Consider the following 19,810-nt stretch of genomic DNA (forward strand, 5'->3'; position numbering starts at 1 on the left):
TTATTAGAAATGTAATGTCAACGTTGATGAAGCAAAAGTATTTTTCTTGTTTTTGCATCATGTGTATTATCCGTTCATTTATGTGTATTTTCACATCAATAGTATTCTTTCGGTGGTTATCAATGATCAAAGACAGTAAGTAAGTGCTATTTTTGTACACATTTACCTTAGTAAATACTAGCACTATGAGAACTATACGTTATTTGATCTTATTCATCATATTGATCTTCTCACATATATCGGATATGTCTTCTAATCGCATAACTCTTAATTCAATTTCTGTTATCGATCAATTTCCCTCGAAATCAGTCCATAGAATAATACAAGACAAGGATGGTTTTCTTTGGTTTGGAACTGACGATGGATTATGTAGATACGATGGATATAATATTCTTGTGTTCCGTTCGGATTTAAACAACCCAAATCTTCTGACAAATAATGAAATAACATGCTTGCATGAAGATCATAAAAACAACATTTGGATTGGGACAAAAAGAGGTCTGAATATTTTGAATAGAGAAACGTTACAAATTATAGAATTCCCAGATAAAAAAATCCAGGAGTTCAATATACAAGCTGTTTTTTGCGATTCTAATGGTTATATCTGGATAGGGGTTAACAGTCATCTTTTTCGTTACAACCCTGAGACACGAAAGACAACAGAATTCAAAAATAGCTTAATTAATCAAGGTCAGGGTGTTAGTTCAATCTATGAAGATCATTCGGGTAATATATGGGTACTGATCTGGGATAAAGGAATCTTTAAGTATGAAAAAGATGGAAAATTTACAAGCTATCCGCCAATTGGAGAAAAGAATATTCCATTTAAAATGTATCAGGACAATAACCAACGATATTGGATATGTACATATGGAGATGGGGTATATCAGTTCGATCCCAATAATCGAAAGTCGATATACAAAAAATGTGTGATTGTCAACAATAAGAATAACGAAGAAGAGAAAATATTTTTTAGTATCGTACAAGATAACACCTATGGATACTTGTGGTTAATGGCACTTTCGGGTATATATGCGCTGCACTGCAACAAAGATAACCAAATACAACAGGTGGATGTTTCGTACTTATTTAAAAAAACAAATAACCTATTTAATGAAATTATAAAAGATATCGATGGAAATCTATGGATTGCAGCGTATGATGAAGGAGTGTTTTCTCTAAATTTTAATAAGCCTATTATTTATAACTTACCTTTTAGTGACATCCTAAATTCAATTGGCGTTGTTCCTAATATCACGGCGATATATAAAGATTATGACAATATTTTATGGATAAATCAAGATAGAGTCGGATTAATCTTCTATAATCAGAAAACAAATAAGGCTAAAACATATAAAGATTTCATTGATCTCAAGAATCTCAGTTTTTTAGAAAATGTATCCTGTCTTAAAAGTTTCTCAAATACAGAGGTATGGGCGGGAGCCGGAAATGAAGCTAAAATAGCTGTCATAGAAAAGAATAATAAAGATTTTCATTTAAAAAATATAATCGATTTAAATAATCATAATAATGCCCATGAAGTTGGAATAAAAAAGATATTCAGAGATAACAATCATAATTTATTTGTAATAGGTCAAAGGCATGTGTATATAAAAACTCATCAGACAAAGAAGTTTAATCTTCTGCCTTCTGAATTAAGCAATATTACAAATATAACAGAAGATCAGGATGGTAATATATGGATGAGCAGTAGTCAAAATGGTTTTTATCGAGTAAATATCAATTCTTCGAAAACAATACCGGATGTAAAGATTACAAACTATAATAAAAGAACGAGTAAATTGGTGAGTAATAATATTCATTCTATCTGTTGTGACAAAGAAAATAATGTATGGCTAGGATCTAAAGAAGGGAATATAATACTTTACAACAAACAAAAAGCAAAATTCGAGGATTATTCGAATGAATTGAGGATGACAGGAGAAGCTGTTCTTGATATATTTGCAGATAACAATAATAATATCTGGGTTACAACAAATAAAAAAGTTATAAGCTATAATAAATCAATAAAATCTTCCCGTGAATATTCAATATACGATGATCTTATTGTCAATTCATTTCGTTCAGGATCTTATTTTATTGATAAGGATAGCAATATGTTATACTTTGGAGGCAACAGAGGTTTGTGCATATTTAAGTCTCCTGATTTTGAAAAAAAGAATATAAACAGTAAGGTTATTATATCCGATGTAAGCATCAACGGACAATCGCTTTTAGTTGGTTTGAATAACAATAAGTTCGAGGTAATTTCTCAAAAGCTGGCATTGTCTCCGGATGACAGGAATATTGAGCTCAGTTTTACGACATTTGACTATACATATCCGGGAAAAGTATTATATGCCTATAAGATGGAAGGGGTGGATGATGATTGGATCTATACAAACCGACAATTTGCACATTATAATCAACTAAAAAAAGGCAATCATATTTTTCGAGTGAAGGCAACTGATGAGAACGGAATATGGAATACCCAAATTGCCACACTCTCTATATATAAAGCTCCGGCCTTCTATGAAACATGGTGGGCATACACATTATATATTTTGATATTTTTGATATTGGCATATTATATGTATAGAATAATAAGGCAAAGAATACAATTGCAGCAGGAATTAAAAATAGCGCAGATCGAAAAAGAAAAATCAGAAGAGCTGACTCAAGTCAAACTAAAATACTTTACAAATATTTCTCATGATTTACTGACTCCATTAACTGTCATTTCGTGCCTTATTGATGATATTGAGACATTACTGGCTCCTGAAATACATCAGTTTTCCATAATGCGAGCAAACGTAAACCGCCTCAAAAGATTATTAAGACAGGTTTTAGATTTTAGAAAAATGGAAAGTGGAAATATGAAACTTCGTGTTACAAATGGAGAAATCTCAACTTTTATAAAAGATATTTATTTAAATAACTTTATTCCTTTATTTGAAAAAAAGAAAATTGACTTTTTCTTTTTTTCCGAACCCGAATCGATTTTAGGGTACTTCGATGCAGACAAAATCGATAAAATAGTTTATAATCTACTTTCTAATGCTTTAAAATTTACCGAAGAAGGAGGAAAAATAGAATTGAGATTACAGCTGTGTAAACAAAGTAATCATAACTGTATATCTATTATCGTTGGAGACAACGGGATTGGGATCTCTTCCGAAAATATAAAAAATATCTTTACTCGCTTTTATGATGATAGAAGTATTGATACAGGACAAACAAATGGCATAGGTCTCTCTTTAACTAGAGATTTAGCAGAACTTCACCATGGTCAGATTTCAGTAGAAAGTAAAGAAAATATAGGATCGACTTTTACCGTAATTATTCCAATCGACAAATCGGTTTTTGATGAATCAGAGTTAGATAATCATTTATTGAGAAAGAAAATAGTAAAAGAAAAATACAATGATATTCCCATAGAATTATCTACTTCTGAAAATAAAATAAGAGAAGATATTAACCTGCTATTGGTAGAGGATAATGACCAGATTCTGCAGACGATGAAAAATATACTCCAAAAACGTTATAATGTTTTTATAGCATCGAACGGAGTTGCCGCAATAAAAGAAGTAAGGGACAACAATATAGATATAATTGTAAGTGATGTAATGATGCCTCAATTAGATGGTTTAGAATTATGCCGAATTATAAAAAGTGATATTAATACAAGTGATATCCCAATATTGTTGCTTACAGCAAAGAGTAGTATAGAAGATAGAATAGACTGTTATGACGCAGGAGCTGACGGATATATCTCTAAACCTTTTGATCTCAAACTACTAGTGGCACGCATCAACAACTTTTTAGCGAATAAGAAAAAAAGACAAACTGAATTCAAAAACAATATTGGGATAAATATATCTGTACTGGAATACCCCTCCTTAGATGAACGTTTTCTGAATAAGGCCATGAGTATTATTGAAGAACATCTGAGTGATACAAGTTTCGATCTTGAATTATTCTCTCAGGCAATGAATATGTCTAAATCATCATTATATCGAAAGATTAAATCGATGACAGGCTTCTCTTCTAATGATTTCATACGCAATATAAGATTAAAGCATGCTTGTCAAATGTTAAAGGATAAATCGATAACAATATCGGAAGTTGCTTATGCTACAGGTTTTTCCGATCAACGCTACTTTGCCAAATGCTTTAAAAATGAATTTAATATGACTCCCAGCCAGTATCAGCAGCAGTGAATTTATCCGTTGTGAGATTCCTTGTCTGGAAGAGCAATTATATTTATCGATTTCCATACTGATTTTTATTTCGAACAGTATCAATTGAAATATCCAGTCATTAACAGAGACCTGAAATATTGCTCTGTTAATGATATCATAAAACAACGTTAACTCAAACCCATTGAAGTGTTTAAACATTCAATAATTCTTTTCTCTTCATTATGTCCATCAGTTGATAACCGAAGCAATGGAAGTTCCATAATTTCCAAAATGTGATCTTTCTTATTGTCCCTTTCCTGTTGTAACTTATTATCATGGAATGAAACACCGTCTACCTCAATAGCTAAAACAGGAGTTTTGTCCATTTTGTTATACAGTAGAAAGTCGATTCTTGAATTGTTCTTTATGAATTGGATTTCATCCTCTGAAAATGATTGAAAATCCCGAACAAGGTCTCTAAGCCGATATTCTCGAACCATATCAATTGACGAGAATTGAACATTGTTTTTAAGTATATCTTCATTCAATAGCTTATCAATAATAATTTCTGCAGCAGACCCTTTTATATTCTTGTTGGATGAAAGAAACGAAGTGAATGCCTTGTTGTATTCTTTATATAGAAGGTCAAAAACGGAACAGATACGACCTTTAATAATCGTTTGATTAGGATCGGTGGTATAACATATATAGCGTATCATATCACCGATATTTGTTCCGTGAGGAAGTTCCATTGATACAGGTTTTACTACGATAAACTCTTTAACGGCTCTTGATACAGCTACGTTAATAAGGTTCGGATTATCTATAAATTCCCCGATTTTGCTTCTGACCGTATTGAATATAATCACATCTTTCTCACGTCCCTGAAATTTATGTATCGTATCGGCTTCCGCACCATCGGGTAGTCGCTTTTGTAGCATATCGGCATGCTTTCTATAGGGAGCAATAACTCCGACTTTCGTATAATTCATTGAAAGGTGTTCTCGTATATAAGAATCCGTTTCATCTATCTGTCTTTGATTATAATTATCTCTTTCTCCGGATATATTTGTTTCTATGATTCTGAACGGATGATTATTTCCATCAGTCATAACAACCAAATTATTATTGTAGTATTTCTTATTGCAAAATCCAATAATAGTAGGATGGCATCTGTAGTGTTCTTTTAGTAAAACTGATTTTAGATTATCCCCATACAGACTTTTCAACGAATTCAGAATATTCTGTTTGACATAATCATATGCAGGAGAAATGCTGTACTCTGCTTGAAATTGCTCTGCAGCCTCTTGGCTCTGTTTATCTACAATATGAGTTAGTTGCAGACTATCACCGACAACAATCACATTTCGACAACACGAAAAACATACGGCAGCCTTTATTATATCTACCTGTGAAGATTCATCTATAATCAGATAGTCGAAAAGATATCCGTCAGGGATACTTGTGTGCAGCGAGAGAGTAGAACTTAGTATCACCGGATAACGCTTTACAAAATCCTTAAACTGCTTACGATAATCATTCGCATTAAATTCGACTTTATCTAAACGATTATACTTTTTAAATAACTCACCATTGAATACTTCTTTTGATGTTTCAATAAAATGTTTAAGGTTAGATTCTTCATTATTAGAAGCTAACCAGTTTTCAACGTCCAGTATTTCGTTTTCTATTTTTGTTATATATAGTTCATAGAATTTATGATTTGCATAAATGGGCAATTCTTCACCATAAAGACTTATACTTTTAAGGTCAAATAAGCCATAATGAAAAAATAACCGCAACGTATTTCTGATAGACAGTCTTCTTTTAAGCTCTATACATGATAACAAATCTTTTAAACTCAAAATTTTGCTATAATTCCATTTACGACGGAATTTTTTATCGAGCATAGATTTTATATCTTGATCGAGTGGCTGTTCTGCTTTTATATGGTTAAATTCTATTTCAGCATCTGATAGCTCCGTTTTTAAAGTGGCTAATTTATTTCGGTACTGAAAACATTCTGTTAGTATGGAATCTAATTCGTCAATCTCATTCTTTGCTCTTTTTAATTGCTCTTCCGAAATTTTAAAATTCGGATCGACTGTTTGTTCTTCAATACTATCAAAGAATGAAGTTTTATTCTCTTTGTTCCCAAGTGATGCAACAACCATTCCATAGCCATATTTTTCTAACTTCTCCCGCACATTGAAGACCGCAGAGTTGTTGTTAGAAACAATTGCAACAGTTTTATTCTGTACAATAAGATTGGCTATTATATTTAAAATTGTTTGTGTTTTTCCAGTTCCCGGAGGCCCTTCCACGATACTTATGCTATTTCTTAGAGTCGTCTCAACTGCCAGTTTCTGACTTTCGTTGCATCCGAAAGGGTAGATGAGGGGTTCTTTAGATGTGGCAACAGCAGGATTAGTTCCGTCAATATACTTGGATAACGCAGACCTTGATTCGAATAAATCTATACCGTCAAGAGCCTTGAGCAATATTTCAGAACTTATTTGATTTGGATTTTTGTTTTCAGTATCCTCTGCTGGGATGTCAAATGATACACCTCCTGATTTTTTCAGTATTTCTTTAAAATAATCGATAATCGATTTAGCTTGATCTGTGTCTTTTTTTATATTACAAATTTCAATATCAGAACTTTTTTCAATAGGATAAGAATTGTTATCTCCATTGCGGAAAATCAAATAATGACCGTAACTATCAACTGTATCATATTTCTCATTCAATTTGCCATTCTCGTATATGCGAACATTTTCGCAAGTTGATATAAACGGATAGTACTTAACCTTATCGGCTCCGTAATTATAGCTTCTTGCATTACTAAATGTGATGTGATATCCGTTGTCGGTACGGGTAACTGCTGAAACATCTCTCCTGTATTCGAACTTTAGAGATGTTTTATTTTTCAAGTATATTAGGAACGGGTACTTCATCGATCACTTTTTATTATAAGTTGTTGTAATAGTAGTATTAAGTTAGATTTATGAATAATCTATAGAATTTTACTCCAAATTTTAATTCCTTTCTCTAAATCTGCTTCGGACAAAGATGCATAACCCAATCTAATTCCAGATATCGACTTGTCAAAACTGAATCTGTCAGGTGTATAGAAATTGATAGCTTTAAGATTAGCCCTTTTCTGTACTTGAAATAAATCAATGTTTTCAATAGGTTTAATCCAAAAAGCCAACCCTCCATCGGGTTTCTTGTAAGTTACTTTATTTTCTAAATAATTATCTAAGAGAGATGCGAAAAAATCTCTTTTCTGTTCATAATAGCTTAACATTCTTTTCTGATGCCTGCGAATAGCTCCATCTGCGATCAATTCCATGATAGACTGTTCCATTATTGCATCTCCCTGTATATCTATAATTTTACGGAGTTGCCCTACTTTTTCTATAAAATCGGGATTAGCTGTAATATAACCTACTCTTATTGCAGGAGCAATCAATTTGCTCAAAGTGCCTATATAAACATAGTTGTTTTTGTTAATATTATCGTATGAAGATATGGGCATGATCGGACGTTGGCAGAAATGAAACACATTGTCATAATCGTCCTCAATAATAGTAAACCCATATCGGTTAGACAATTCAATCAATTTCAACCGACGAGCAAGACTTAAAGTTACCGTTGTTGGATATTGGTGATGCGGAGTTACATAGATGGCTTTAATGTCTTTCTTTTTTAATATAGCTTCTACTTCTTCTACATTTATACCTTCATCATCAACGGGAACGGGCAAAATTGTGGCACCTGCATGTTCAAAGGTTTTCCATGCGGGTTTGAATCCCGGATTTTCAACTAGAATGATATCATCCTTTTTCAATAAGCAATGGGCTGTTAAAAATAAAGCCATTTGGCTCCCCCTTGTTATACAAATTTCCGGTAATGAAGTATTCATACCTCTATTTTGGTTCAGCATATTTGAAATCATGTCACGAAATCTGTTATCACCGAACTCACTTGCTAGATTCATGACCTGCCATCTGGCTTTGCGATTGAAGATCCGGCGGTATGCACGGGCAAGCTCTTCCATCGGAGCACATGAAGCATCGGGCAGACCATCATCAAAAAAGATATGCTTTTTTCTGTCAGCGTTTATCGGCTGCTTCACTAGCTTTGGTCTTTCAGTTACAGGAGATATCCGTATCTTATCTGAGACATAGGTCCGCTTTCGCTCTTCGGAGATAATCCATCCTTCTGCCGACAATACATAGAATGCCTGAACTACAGTATTCCTGTTTATACCGAGTTCCACCGCTACTTGCCTTGTACTGGGCATTATTACCCCTGTTTTAAGCTTTCCGTTTTTGATAAACTCTATTATGCTATCAGCAATCTGGATATACACCGCTTTTTTTTGAGTCTTATCTATTTTGGTTTGTAGCAATTTAAAATCGAACATCTGGACTGTTTACTTTTGTTTAATCTGTACTACAAATATAGTCCAATTGTTTGATAGCTTTGCGGACTAAAGAAAAATTAATTATCAAAAAAGAAGAGTTATGCAAGGAAGAATGAAACAACATCAGCTTAATTCGGCTGAAATAACAGATGTGCTAAATAAAGCAGAAGTGGGCAGAATTGCGACCAATGATCCGAATGGATTTCCTTATATAGTTCCTGTTCATTATGTCTATTTGAATGAGAAGATATATATTCATGGGCTTATCAAAGGGCAGAAAATAGCATATCTGAAACAAGACTCCAAAGTGGGGTTCGAGGTAGACAAGATGGGTGCTATTTTGCCTGATACCACGGTTGTATGCGATACAAATACGGAATTCAGAAGCGTTATCATATTTGGGAATGCACAAATGATAGATGAGCCTGAACTAAAAAAAGAAATACTTAAACATATCGTGAAAAAATACACGCCCGAACTTAGTCATATCGAATTTCCAGCTAATATATTCAAGGCTACCGGAATAATAGAAATCACTCCATCTGCTATTACTGGCAAGTACTATAAATAAACCTAGTTTTAAAAGAATAAGAACAGAATAATATTTCTGGCAAAATGGGAAATGATATTATCAAGAATGGGGCTCGATCTTATAATGTCGGTTTATCTAATAAATAAAACTGTGTTCATATTTCAAATGAGGAATATAATATTAGGCCGCCAGTTTCTTTAGTCAGAATCCCGTTAAAAACATAAAATCAATAGAAAAGGATTCTCTATATTATGATGCGATTTGATTTTAATAAACTCTTATGACGAAAATTCGAGTAAAGCCTCATTCCCGTTTTAGACATGGGAAGAGACAAATAGAGCATAAGTACTATTGAACTGTTGGGGGATTAGTAATAAATGATAATTCAGTTAACATGAATCAAACTAATGTTACAGCCTCATATTAGTTTATAATACCAGCTTAGGTTATTGATGTTCACCTAAATGGATTAATGTATGTAGATGGGTAAATAATTATCAGAGTGCATTCTCTACTAATGCAGACAACCGAGACTCAAAAATATTTTACGTGTGATCAAAAAAAATATATTTTAACGTTTAATAAGATCTGCTTTCTGACCTGAAATACCATGAAAGTGGTATTTCGGGTGATGGATACAAGTTATACTTTTATCTGCTGAAATTGAGTATGTATGTGCCTAGGTTAAGAGATCATAAACCGATTTTGGCTTACAGGCTTCATCCTAAAATATATTTTAAATAAATAGAAGTATTTAATGATATGCTTTCAAGTGTAATAAAATCAGTTTGTTATATTTTTCAAAGCAATAAATAGGTCTGTGACCTTAATTCCCCATTATCAATGAAAAGATTATTATCAAGTACAACCATCAGGCTTTTTCTGGGAGTCGTAGGCGGTGTTATTATTGGATTGCTAGCCTCTGAGGATGTTATTGGATTTATACTTCCGATAAAACATATTCTGGGACAGATTATTTTTTTCTTAATTCCTCTTATTATTTTCGGATTTATCACACCATCCATAACTCGTCTCAAAAGAAATGCGTCGAAGTTGTTGGGGATATCGCTACTGCTGGCTTATGTTTCATGTATAGGTAGTGCCTCACTCGGTGCTTTTGTAGGGTATATGGCAATACCTTTGCTAAATATTACACCCGATGCAGGAGTTACTAATGTTGTTCCCGAAATGTTGTTTAAGTTAGATATCCCTCCGTTAATGTCTGTGCTGAGTGCTTTGATTTTTGCTTTTCTTATAGGGCTGTCTGTAATCTGGACTAATGCTTCGAAAATAGAGGCGGCATTATATGAATTTCAAAGTCTCATTTTTGCTTTGGTTAAGAAGGTGTTAATCCCGATACTTCCATTTTTTATTGCAGCTAACTTCAGTATATTGGCGTATGAAGGAACGCTCGCTTCCAGATTGCCTGTTTTTCTCGCTATTCTGCTAATTACGGTCTTATGTCATATTATCTGGCTGAGTTTTCTCTATATTTCTTCGGGAATATACGCAGGTATAAACCCATGGAAAGTGCTGAAATATTATGGTCCGGTTGTTCTTACAGCATTGGGAACCCAATCATCTGCAGCCAGTCTTGGTGTAGCTATAGAGCAAACCAAGAAGAGTCCTGTGTTGAAAAGCGATATCAGAGATTTTTCTATACCCTTGTTAGGTAATATACACTTTCCCGGCTCTATATTAGATGTTGTTTTTCTGTCTTTGGCCGTATCCCAGCTGTTATATGGAACTATGCCCGATGTAAGTAAATTGTTAGTATTTATACCTCTATTGGGAATTTTTGCGATAGCAGCCCCAGGACTCCCGGGTGGTACGTTGATAACTTCTTTAGGTTTAATTCATGCCGTTTTGGGAATCGATGAGGCAGGTATTGCTCTTATGATTACGATATTCGCTCTTTTGGATAGTTTCGGAACTACTCATAATATAACCAGCGATGGAGCTCTGACTCTTACATTATCAGCTTATTCGGATAAGAACAATCTGCATGCAGATTCTTAGTTTAAAATTGGTTATACATAAAAAAGCTGCCTATAAATGGCAGCTTTTTTATGTATATAGATGTCTATTTATTTAGATAATTCCTTAATTTCATAAGAACTGGTTTGTGTAAATGTTCGTCCAAACATGTCCGTCGCACGTACTTCTATCTGGTGTACTCCAATAGGGAAGGTAGTGGGTATATTGGCTCTCCAAAGATGACTGGATATCTGAGCATTAGAAGGACGTCGAACAGGTTTTACTTCTGTATCATAATCCCAGTCTTGCATGTATCGATAGTAGGTCGGATCGTAATCGTCTATTCTTTGCATTTTAGTCCATTTTCCTGTGTCGACACGATACTCAACAATATCATTGTTGCTTCCCATAAAAAAGTTGGCGTATATTCCGGATGTCACCCATCTACCTTTGTATGGAACGACCTTAGGATTGTATACCGATAATTGATAATCGTCCGGCTGTCCGGCTGTTTTATAGTCTAATGTGTATTGATTGCCTGATATGTTTAGAAGAGCATATCCTTTAGGTGTACCATCTCTCATTGTTGAGATCGGAACTCCGTTTTCGTTAAGTATTCCTGAGTACCAATCACCGCAAGTCGTTCCGACATTATATTCATGAATTGGTTTTGTTCTGTTCAACCCCTCTTCTTTACCTATAAAATTATTATATTGTATATGTGTATGTGCGGTTAATACCAATACATTACGATACTTTTCAAGCAACGAATAAAGTTGTTGGCGATCGGTTTCTCTGAAAGCATCTTTATCCTGTTTATCATACAACGGAATATGCATACTGATAACAATTAGCTGATCGGGAGTTATATACTTCAGGTCATTTTCAACAAATTTCAGCTGATCCGCACGTAAACCACCCAGGTAACCTTTACCTGTTACCGGATTGGGATATAGAACATCATCCAATACTATAAAGTGGGCTTTTCCGTAATTGAAAGAATAATTGGCCGGCCCAAAATTTGCCTCAAAAGTTTCATCTGAAAAGATATCTTCTTTAGCATCGTAGTTCATATCATGGTTTCCCAGTACATTGTACCAAGGTAGTCCCATTCCTTGTATTGCCTTCTGATACGAGGAATGTAAAGTCAGATTATCTCCGACCAAGTCTCCCAAAGTAATACCGAAACTGATACCCTTTCTCTTGTTGGCTTCATTGACAATCCCTTTGGTGAAGTATTCAATTTCTTGTTCCGAATAAGCTTGTGAATCGCCGAATATGTAGGAGGTGAAATTCTCTGGTTCTTCTGTTTTTATCAATCCAAAGTCCACGGATTTAGGCAATTCTCCCGTCGGAGCTGATCCTGAGTAAGTCAAAACAGGAGAACCCTGAGGTTTGTGTATGTAGTATGATTTTGGAAAATTGTATTCATTTAATGAAAATTGATACCCCGATGGTTTTATAACAAATATAATACTATTGTCCGTTACAGGTAAATTGTATTTTCCTTCCGAATCCGTTAATACCACATCGGTTCCATTTGACACCGCTACATTTGCTATTCCTTTTTCTTTGCGGTCTTTTTTTCCATTGTTGTTGTCGTCTCCATAGATATAGCCCTTAGCTATCTGTTGTGCAGACAACTGCATTGTACATAATAAGGCAATTATAATAGGAAATTGTTTCATTATTTTATAATTAAATTTTTTACTTATTAACTGTCATTTTACTTGCTGATAGTTCAATCTGATCATACAATGCGATAATATCTTCAGCCTTTTTAGCTTTGCTAAGAGCCTTTTCGAATTCGTCACTGTTTTCATAGAACAGACAGTATGCCAGATCGAGGTAGCCGGATAGTTTTGATGCAGCTATTTCCCGATTCATATTATCTTTCTTTACAGCTTTTCTGTAATATTTATCTAACTTCTCGACTGACTCCAAAAGATCTGGTTTTTGAATTTCAATATCAGAACCTGTTAAGCCTATTTTCGTTTCGAATCTTACCAAAAATGTTTTTTCAATAACTTGTAATTTTTTTGCGATAACATCTCCCAGATCATGGGTGCTGTAATCTGTTACATTTTCGATATTTATCGGTTGAGCATATGTGTCGAATACAAATTTGTTATTTGCACTTTGTCCGTGTATGTTGCTTATCATAATAAACAATCCGGATGTAATTACAATAAATAATCGTTTCATAATCGTTTTTATTGAGTTAAGGGTTGGAACCTCTTATTTGACTTAATTCTTCTCCCACCATAACTGGGTATTAATATTATCTCCTCCAATATTTTGTACTGCAATTTTGTAATTTTCGTTATTCATTCTTACTACAACTGTCGGATATTGGTATCTCACAGGCATTTTCCCATTGTTTAATAAACCTCCGTTTTTAGGTAATACGGGCAAACCTGTTCTCCTGAATTCAAACCATTGTTGGAAGTCTGTAAAGAATAGTGCATAGTATTTTTGTAGCATAATGCGTTCTAATGTTCCATCATATTTTGCATTAGTGTTCTCGAAATAATTTGCAGGAACGGTTCCTCCCCAGTGAGAAATAGCAGATGTAACTCCAGCCTTATAATATTCTTCTGCATTACCTGAAATTATTTTTTTGAAAGCTAATTCAGCCAGAATGAACTTAACTTCGGCTGTGCTTATCAATATTATCTTCAAAGGAGCTTTTGCCAGAGCCTGATTCAGATTAGAAGGAGTGTAATCAAAGTTAGTACCTACAACATATCCCGAAGGAATACCTTTATATCCCATATCCTTATTGTTCAGATCCTTCGCCTTTCCTGCCCACAGGGGTAATCTGGGATCATTCATGGCCAATAGGTTATCTATGAAAAATTCTGATGCAGCACGTCCCGTTGTAAAATCCTGAGGTCTGGCTATTGGCGGTAAATATGGAGCTGTACCCGAAATCGGGAGTAAAGCACCATCTGTATCACTCGTGAAAATCGGATATTCTGTAGGATTATTTATAATTTGTTTCATTTTGTCGAATACCTGCATTTCCGAATCCCTTTTCGAAATTCTTAAGAGGACTCTCAATTGTAGCGAATTACAGAATTTCTTCCATTTCAATATTCCTTCTGCATCGGTGTCAGCATTATACATGAAGTCTCCGGTAAAGGTCAGTTTCGAAGAAGTATTAAATAACTTGTTAGCAGCATCAAGATCGGATATAATTTTGGCGTAAATCTCTTTTTGTGTATTGAATTTAGGGTGTAACAGGCCTTCTTCCGCACGTCCGGCTTCTTCCATCGGAACATCTCCGAAGCAGTCGGTTAGATTGGCGTATATCCAACTATTGAGAGTCAGGGCTATTGCCTGATAGTTTGCATCGTTATTCTTAACCGCAATGTTGTACATTTCCCTGATAGCTGTCAGCCATTGATAAGAGGTCGACCATGTGCTGTTTCCTGAATTTTCTGTTAGATAATAGTGACCTATATCTGTTCCGTTGCTTGGAAAACTCAAAGAATTCTGCATAATATCGAATGTGAAATCATCGGCTCTCATATAATTAAAAGAGGCCATTTCGAACAGAATAGGGCTTAATAAAGAGCCTTGAGATATTTCGTCTATCCTGTTTGGATCTTTGTTCATATCTTCAAAACCGTTGTCGCAAGCACTAAAACCGGTTAGAATAATAGATGATATAAAAGCGAGAAATATATTTTTATTGATTTTCATACAAGTATTGCTTATTAGAATTTTACATTAAGATTTACGCCGACTGTTCTTGATGATGGCAATTGTCCCATCTCCACGCCCGGAACAATGCTTGAACTGTTAAGTGCAGCGGCTTCCGGATCGAAGAGCGGATATTCTTTTACCCACATCCATAAATTACGACCAAAAAGAGCAAGAGATAATGAATTTACATTCAGCTTATTTGTAATTTTCTTTGGGAAATTGTATTCGATACGTGCATCTCTTAACTTGATGAACGTAGCATCGAATGAATTAGTTTCGACATTGGCGCGACGGTAATAGTCCGAATAATACTGAGATACTGTTATTCTGGTCGTATTGGGTGAATAAGTACCGTCACCATTGTCTACAACCCCGTTTCCTACAATTTTGCCGTCTTCGGAGTCTCTACCATATAAAGTATGTTTCAGTTTGCCTTGTTCAGTCATCTTGTGGTGTGATTGAGAATATACAAGACCTCCGTATTGACCATCAAAAGAGAAAGATACCCTTACATTTTTTATAGTAAATTCGTTTTGTATTCCGGCTTTCCATTTTGCATATGCGTTACCGACATATTCTACGTCAGCATTTCGTGCTGTTAGTCCTGTTTTAGAATCAAATACAACCTGTCCTTCAGGATTTCTTACCAGCTTATACCCGTACATATCTCCCATTGATCCTCCTTTTTTAGCATAGAAGTATACTGTACCGGATTGTGCTATAAGTTGGCTCTCGTCATCAGCTAGGTCGGGAGATAACTCTAATACTTTATTCCAATTTTTAGACCAGTTGGTTGTGACCCTCCATTTGAAATCTTTGTTTTGTATGGGTGTTCCACTTAATAATATTTCCAACCCTTTGTTACGTACCTTACCTGCATTTACGGTAGCTTTACTGTATCCGGTTGTAGGATCAAGAGGCACATCTATTATTTGGTTCTTTGTATAATTCTGGTATCCTGTTAGATCTAAATTCAATCGATTGTTAAACATCCTAAAATCTATACCTGCTTCATAGTTTGTCGAAATTTCAGGTTTGAATGTCGCGTTGTAAAGGGTTCTGGGCATAAGAGCCGCGCCCGAGAATTCACTCATGCTATAGTATTTGGATGTTTTGTAAGGATCGGTGTCATTTCCAACCTGAGCCCACGAAGCTCTCAATTTTAGAAACGAGACTTGTTCAGGTAGTTCTACCATGTCGGATACAACACCGCTAAGGCTTGCAGATGGGTAAAAGAATGAATTATTTTGAACTGGAAGAGTACTCGACCAATCATTACGGCCTGTAATGTCAAGGAAGAGTATTTTTCCATAATTCATGTTTATAGTACCATACAAGCTATTTACCTGTTTTTCTCTATTGGTTGAGTTTAAAAATGGTGAAGTTATCCCATTAGATAATTTATATACACCGGGAGTAACCAGCCCAATAACATAGCCGGACTTATTTCTGTATTCGGTTTTTCTTATATTTCCTCCTGCCGAAGCCCGGAAGCCAAGTTGTTTCGATAACTGATCTCTATAAGTAAATAAGAAGTCTGTATTTGATTCTAAATAATTAATGTCATCCTCCCTGTAATATCCCTTTGTGTAATTGGCTGTATTGTAGGGTCTTTCCTGAGATCTGTTTTCGTGCGACATTTCAAGAGAGGTTCTTAACAAGAGCTCAAATTTCCGAGAGAACTCGTATATGGCATTTGCTGAACCGATCAACGTATTTTTATCCGATGGATTTTGCATTTCGTATGCAATGATATAGGGGTTATCTATATAGCTGCTGAAGGGGTGGATCTGTTCTATTTGATTTTTATCCTTTTTCCACATCGGGCGATACCATGACAGATCGATATTAGGATTCTGGAAAATCATAAAATAAGCGATTGACTGGTTGTTGTAACCTGTACCCGGTAAGTTATCACTGCTGCGATTGGTGAAATTGATTTTTGTATTGAATTTCAGTTTATTCGTTACTTTATAATCAAAAGACGTGGCAAACGATATGCGGTTAAAGCCTGTATTAGGCATCATCCATTTATTTGCCTGATGGGATAATGACATACGAAATGCACTCTTTTCAGAAGCTCCTTCTACTGATATATTATTCCGAAAATCAGTTCCTGTCTGCCAGAAATCTTTTATGTTGTTTTTGTAGGGACGCCAAAGCTGCCTTTCGAGACTTTGTCCTTCCTGTTCAGGATCATATTGAAAATACATTTGCCCATCAAATTTAGGCCCGAATGCACTACTGGTTGATCCTGTGTTTACACCGTCCTCAGATGCTCCGTAAGAGTAATACCAATTTCCGTTTTTGTCTTTTTGTTGAGCTCCTTGTCCATATTCATATTGGTAATCGGGCCAGCGAAGTACATTGTCTATACTGAAACTGGAACTGAAAGATACTCCGATTCCTTTTTTTTGTTTAGTTCCTGATTTAGTAGTAATAATTAAAGCTCCATTTGCTCCACGGCTTCCGTAAAGAGCTGCGGCAGAAGGTCCTTTTAGTACAGTGACAGATTCTATATCATCAGGGTTAATATCACTAATAGCATCCCCGAAGTCAATAGGAATATCACTACCAGCTCCTGCTCCGTAAGAATCGGCACCCGTACCTGTTGCCGATCCTCCGATAGGTACACCATCCAATACGACAAGGGCATTGTTGCCATCTATATTCATTGAGTTATCTCCTCTCAGCGATATTCGTGAAGTTCCGAGTGGACCTCCTCCTGCACTGGTGATATTTAATCCTGCCACTTTTCCGGAAAGGGCTGTAGCCCAATTGTTTGATCTTGAATCAGTCAAGGCTTCACCGTTTATTGTTTCAGTCGAAAAACCAAGACCTCTTTCTTCTCTCTTAATACCTAAGGCTGTTACAACAACTTCATCGAGGCTATTCTGATTCGACTTTAATATTATTGAATAAATCGATTTATTCGGTTCTATTTTAACGCTTAACGGATCGTATCCTATATACGATACTGTTATTATACCATTATCAGATGGTATTTTAAGTTCGAAAGCTCCATCAATGTCGGTTAGTGATGAGATCTGCGTTCCTCTAAAATTAACGGTTGCTCCGATTAACGGCTCTCCCGAATCGTCTTTTATAGTTCCTTTGATTTCTATTGTGCTGTTTTGGCTAAAGCCGGGCTGGATGCCCATAAATAACAGAATGCAAAAAGATAGTAATTTTAGTAGATTGGGTTTTTGTTTTCTCATTAGGCTCTAATTATTATAAATGCTTAATTTTTGTAAACAAAAGTATTCTGGAATGATTACTGTATTGTAAACCTAATGTTGAGTTTGTGTTAAGACTGGCTTCTCCGAAAATAGAAGCCTGGGAAATAAATTTGTATTATTTTTATTTATATCCTAAAAATCATACAACTGTAATAAATCTGTTTATTTTTGCTTTATATTATAATAGTAAAGAACACTCATCACCGGAATATATGTTAGGATTTAATGATAAGCTTATAAAAGCTATAGAAGAACTTATACCTCGAAAAAAGGATCAGCAGGCTTTTCTTCAGAACATACTACCTTTGGGTAAAGAAACTATTTATAGGCGGCTTAGGGGCGAAATTTCCTTTACTTTTTCGGAAGCTTGCATTATTGCAAACAAATTAAAAATATCACTGGATACTTTAGTTCAGGTCGAAAATCAGAGTACGCCTTTATTCAGTTTAGGTCTGTCTACATCTAAAAATCCAGTTGATACTGTAAAATTAAAACTGCAACAGCATGAAGACTCTTATACTCAATTTCTAGAAGATCCCGGACTTACTATAAAATCAGTCTTTAGCTTTGTTCCCTACTCATTATTGTTTCCTTTTGATGGATTGTTTAAATTCAAGATGTTTCAGTATCTATATCAGTTAGATACAAAGAATGTCCCAGATAGATATTCTGCTTTTGATTTACCGGAAGAATTAAATCTGTGTAGGCAGGATTTGTCCGAAAAGAACCCCTTTATGCCTAAGGATATGACCATTATAGACCGAAAGATATTTATATATATGGTTGAAGAAATAAACTTTTTCCATTCTCTAGGTATCTTAACAGAAGAGGAAAAAAAATATTTAAGAGAAGAAATGCTTCAACTGATTCATTATTTCGAATATATAACTTCGTATGGAGTACGTGAGGCTAGTGATATGGAAAGCCTGATCTATTTATCAAATGTTAATGTATATTACAGCTATACACTAGCTCGGGGTAATGACTTTGTCTGTTCTTATATGGATGGTATTTATTCGTTAAATACAATTTTGTCTACAGATGCAATAATATGCAAAATGCATGAAGAATGGATAGAATCATTAAAGCGGTTTTCGACTCTGATTAGTGTTAGTGGCGAAATAGATAGACGTTCTTTCTTTAGCTTGCAAAAGAAGCAAATCGAAGATTTATTATCTTGAATAATTTTTCATGATAAATATATCAAAAAAAGACTCAATTATACTAAGTGTATATTTGAGTCTGCTATTGTGTTTATATATGATAAAATGACATTTAATAACAAAACATCTTACATTTATATTATTCCTTTATTATATTGTGTCAGGTTCTGACTCAAATTTGAATCATCTTCTGAATTGAACCCTTTTTTGACATAGAAAACCAGATTAAACTACATAATAAGCTCGTAAAATAGATTAGATAAAGGGCGTTATTCCAATATATTTGTATTAACAAAGAATAAGAAATACCTGCTGTTATTATTAAATTAATAAACATACGGAATGGTAAAGAGAGATATTAATATTAGGGCAAAATTCATCAGAGGGCTATTACTGACAAATAAAGAAATGTCTTTGAGACAGATAGTCGAAATTACAAAGCATGATGATATTACTGTTGCGGTCACTATAGGCTGGCTTTTACACGATGAGAGAATTAAAGCATATAAAGACCAGTTTGGAAGTATACATTTGGTATTTGACAGTCCAATAAGTGAAATCTATTACTAAATATT

11 protein-coding genes are annotated in these 19,810 nt (G+C 34.6%); 5 read left to right on the top strand and 6 right to left on the bottom strand.

Annotated elements, in window-relative coordinates; genetic code table 11:
* The first annotated feature begins 185 nt into the window (after window positions 1-185).
* Window positions 186-4,220 (top strand): two-component regulator propeller domain-containing protein, encoded by a 4,035-nt coding sequence (locus tag AABJ51_RS02560; protein WP_338374284.1) that lies wholly within the window; start codon window positions 186-188, stop codon window positions 4,218-4,220.
* Between the two features lie 149 nt (window positions 4,221-4,369).
* Here the strand turns inward: AABJ51_RS02560 and AABJ51_RS02565 are convergent, their stop codons facing one another.
* Together AABJ51_RS02565 and pdxR are read right to left on the bottom strand one after the other, a co-directional pair.
* Window positions 4,370-7,138 carry a DEAD/DEAH box helicase gene (locus tag AABJ51_RS02565; RefSeq protein WP_338374285.1) on the bottom strand — a complete coding sequence of 923 codons (2,769 nt, stop codon included), beginning with the start codon at window positions 7,136-7,138 and terminating at the stop codon, window positions 4,370-4,372.
* A gap of 59 nt (window positions 7,139-7,197) precedes the next feature.
* Window positions 7,198-8,613, bottom strand: coding sequence for a MocR-like pyridoxine biosynthesis transcription factor PdxR (pdxR, locus tag AABJ51_RS02570; protein ID WP_338374286.1), 1,416 nt, complete (start codon window positions 8,611-8,613; stop codon window positions 7,198-7,200).
* A 100-nt stretch (window positions 8,614-8,713) separates the two neighbouring features.
* On the opposite strand from pdxR, the gene AABJ51_RS02575 reads away from it, so the two are divergent.
* Together AABJ51_RS02575 and AABJ51_RS02580 are read left to right on the top strand one after the other, a co-directional pair.
* Window positions 8,714-9,184, top strand: a complete 471-nt coding sequence (locus AABJ51_RS02575) for a pyridoxamine 5'-phosphate oxidase family protein (RefSeq protein ID WP_321577240.1) — start codon at window positions 8,714-8,716, stop codon at window positions 9,182-9,184.
* A gap of 804 nt (window positions 9,185-9,988) precedes the next feature.
* Window positions 9,989-11,164: a cation:dicarboxylate symporter family transporter gene (locus tag AABJ51_RS02580; protein WP_338374287.1), complete on the top strand. Its 1,176-nt coding sequence runs from the start codon at window positions 9,989-9,991 to the stop codon at window positions 11,162-11,164.
* A 68-nt stretch (window positions 11,165-11,232) separates the two neighbouring features.
* On the opposite strand, the gene AABJ51_RS02585 is transcribed toward AABJ51_RS02580, so the two are convergent.
* Genes AABJ51_RS02585 through AABJ51_RS02600 form a run of 4 tightly spaced genes read right to left on the bottom strand, consistent with a single transcriptional unit; the run spans window position 11,233 to window position 18,051 of the window.
* Window positions 11,233-12,810, bottom strand: a complete 1,578-nt coding sequence (locus AABJ51_RS02585) for a calcineurin-like phosphoesterase C-terminal domain-containing protein (RefSeq protein ID WP_338374288.1) — start codon at window positions 12,808-12,810, stop codon at window positions 11,233-11,235.
* A 19-nt stretch (window positions 12,811-12,829) separates the two neighbouring features.
* Entirely contained in the window at window positions 12,830-13,327 is a 498-nt protein-coding gene (locus AABJ51_RS02590; protein ID WP_026625714.1) for a hypothetical protein, read from the bottom strand.
* A gap of 42 nt (window positions 13,328-13,369) precedes the next feature.
* Entirely contained in the window at window positions 13,370-14,830 is a 1,461-nt protein-coding gene (locus tag AABJ51_RS02595) for a SusD/RagB family nutrient-binding outer membrane lipoprotein (RefSeq protein ID WP_338374289.1), read from the bottom strand.
* A 14-nt stretch (window positions 14,831-14,844) separates the two neighbouring features.
* Window positions 14,845-18,051 carry a SusC/RagA family TonB-linked outer membrane protein gene (locus tag AABJ51_RS02600; RefSeq protein WP_338374290.1) on the bottom strand — a complete coding sequence of 1,069 codons (3,207 nt, stop codon included), beginning with the start codon at window positions 18,049-18,051 and terminating at the stop codon, window positions 14,845-14,847.
* A 233-nt stretch (window positions 18,052-18,284) separates the two neighbouring features.
* Between AABJ51_RS02600 and AABJ51_RS02605 the strand changes: the two genes are divergently transcribed.
* On the top strand, window positions 18,285-19,253 hold the full coding sequence (locus tag AABJ51_RS02605; protein ID WP_338374291.1) for a hypothetical protein: 969 nt from the start codon (window positions 18,285-18,287) through the stop codon (window positions 19,251-19,253).
* 324 nt (window positions 19,254-19,577) lie between these two features.
* Window positions 19,578-19,805, top strand: coding sequence for a hypothetical protein (locus AABJ51_RS02610; protein WP_026625718.1), 228 nt, complete (start codon window positions 19,578-19,580; stop codon window positions 19,803-19,805).
* The last annotated feature ends 5 nt before the right edge of the window (window positions 19,806-19,810 follow it).

The organism is Indolivaga capnocytophagoides, assembly GCF_036511535.1.
GTDB lineage: Bacteria > Bacteroidota > Bacteroidia > Bacteroidales > Dysgonomonadaceae > Dysgonomonas_A > Dysgonomonas_A capnocytophagoides.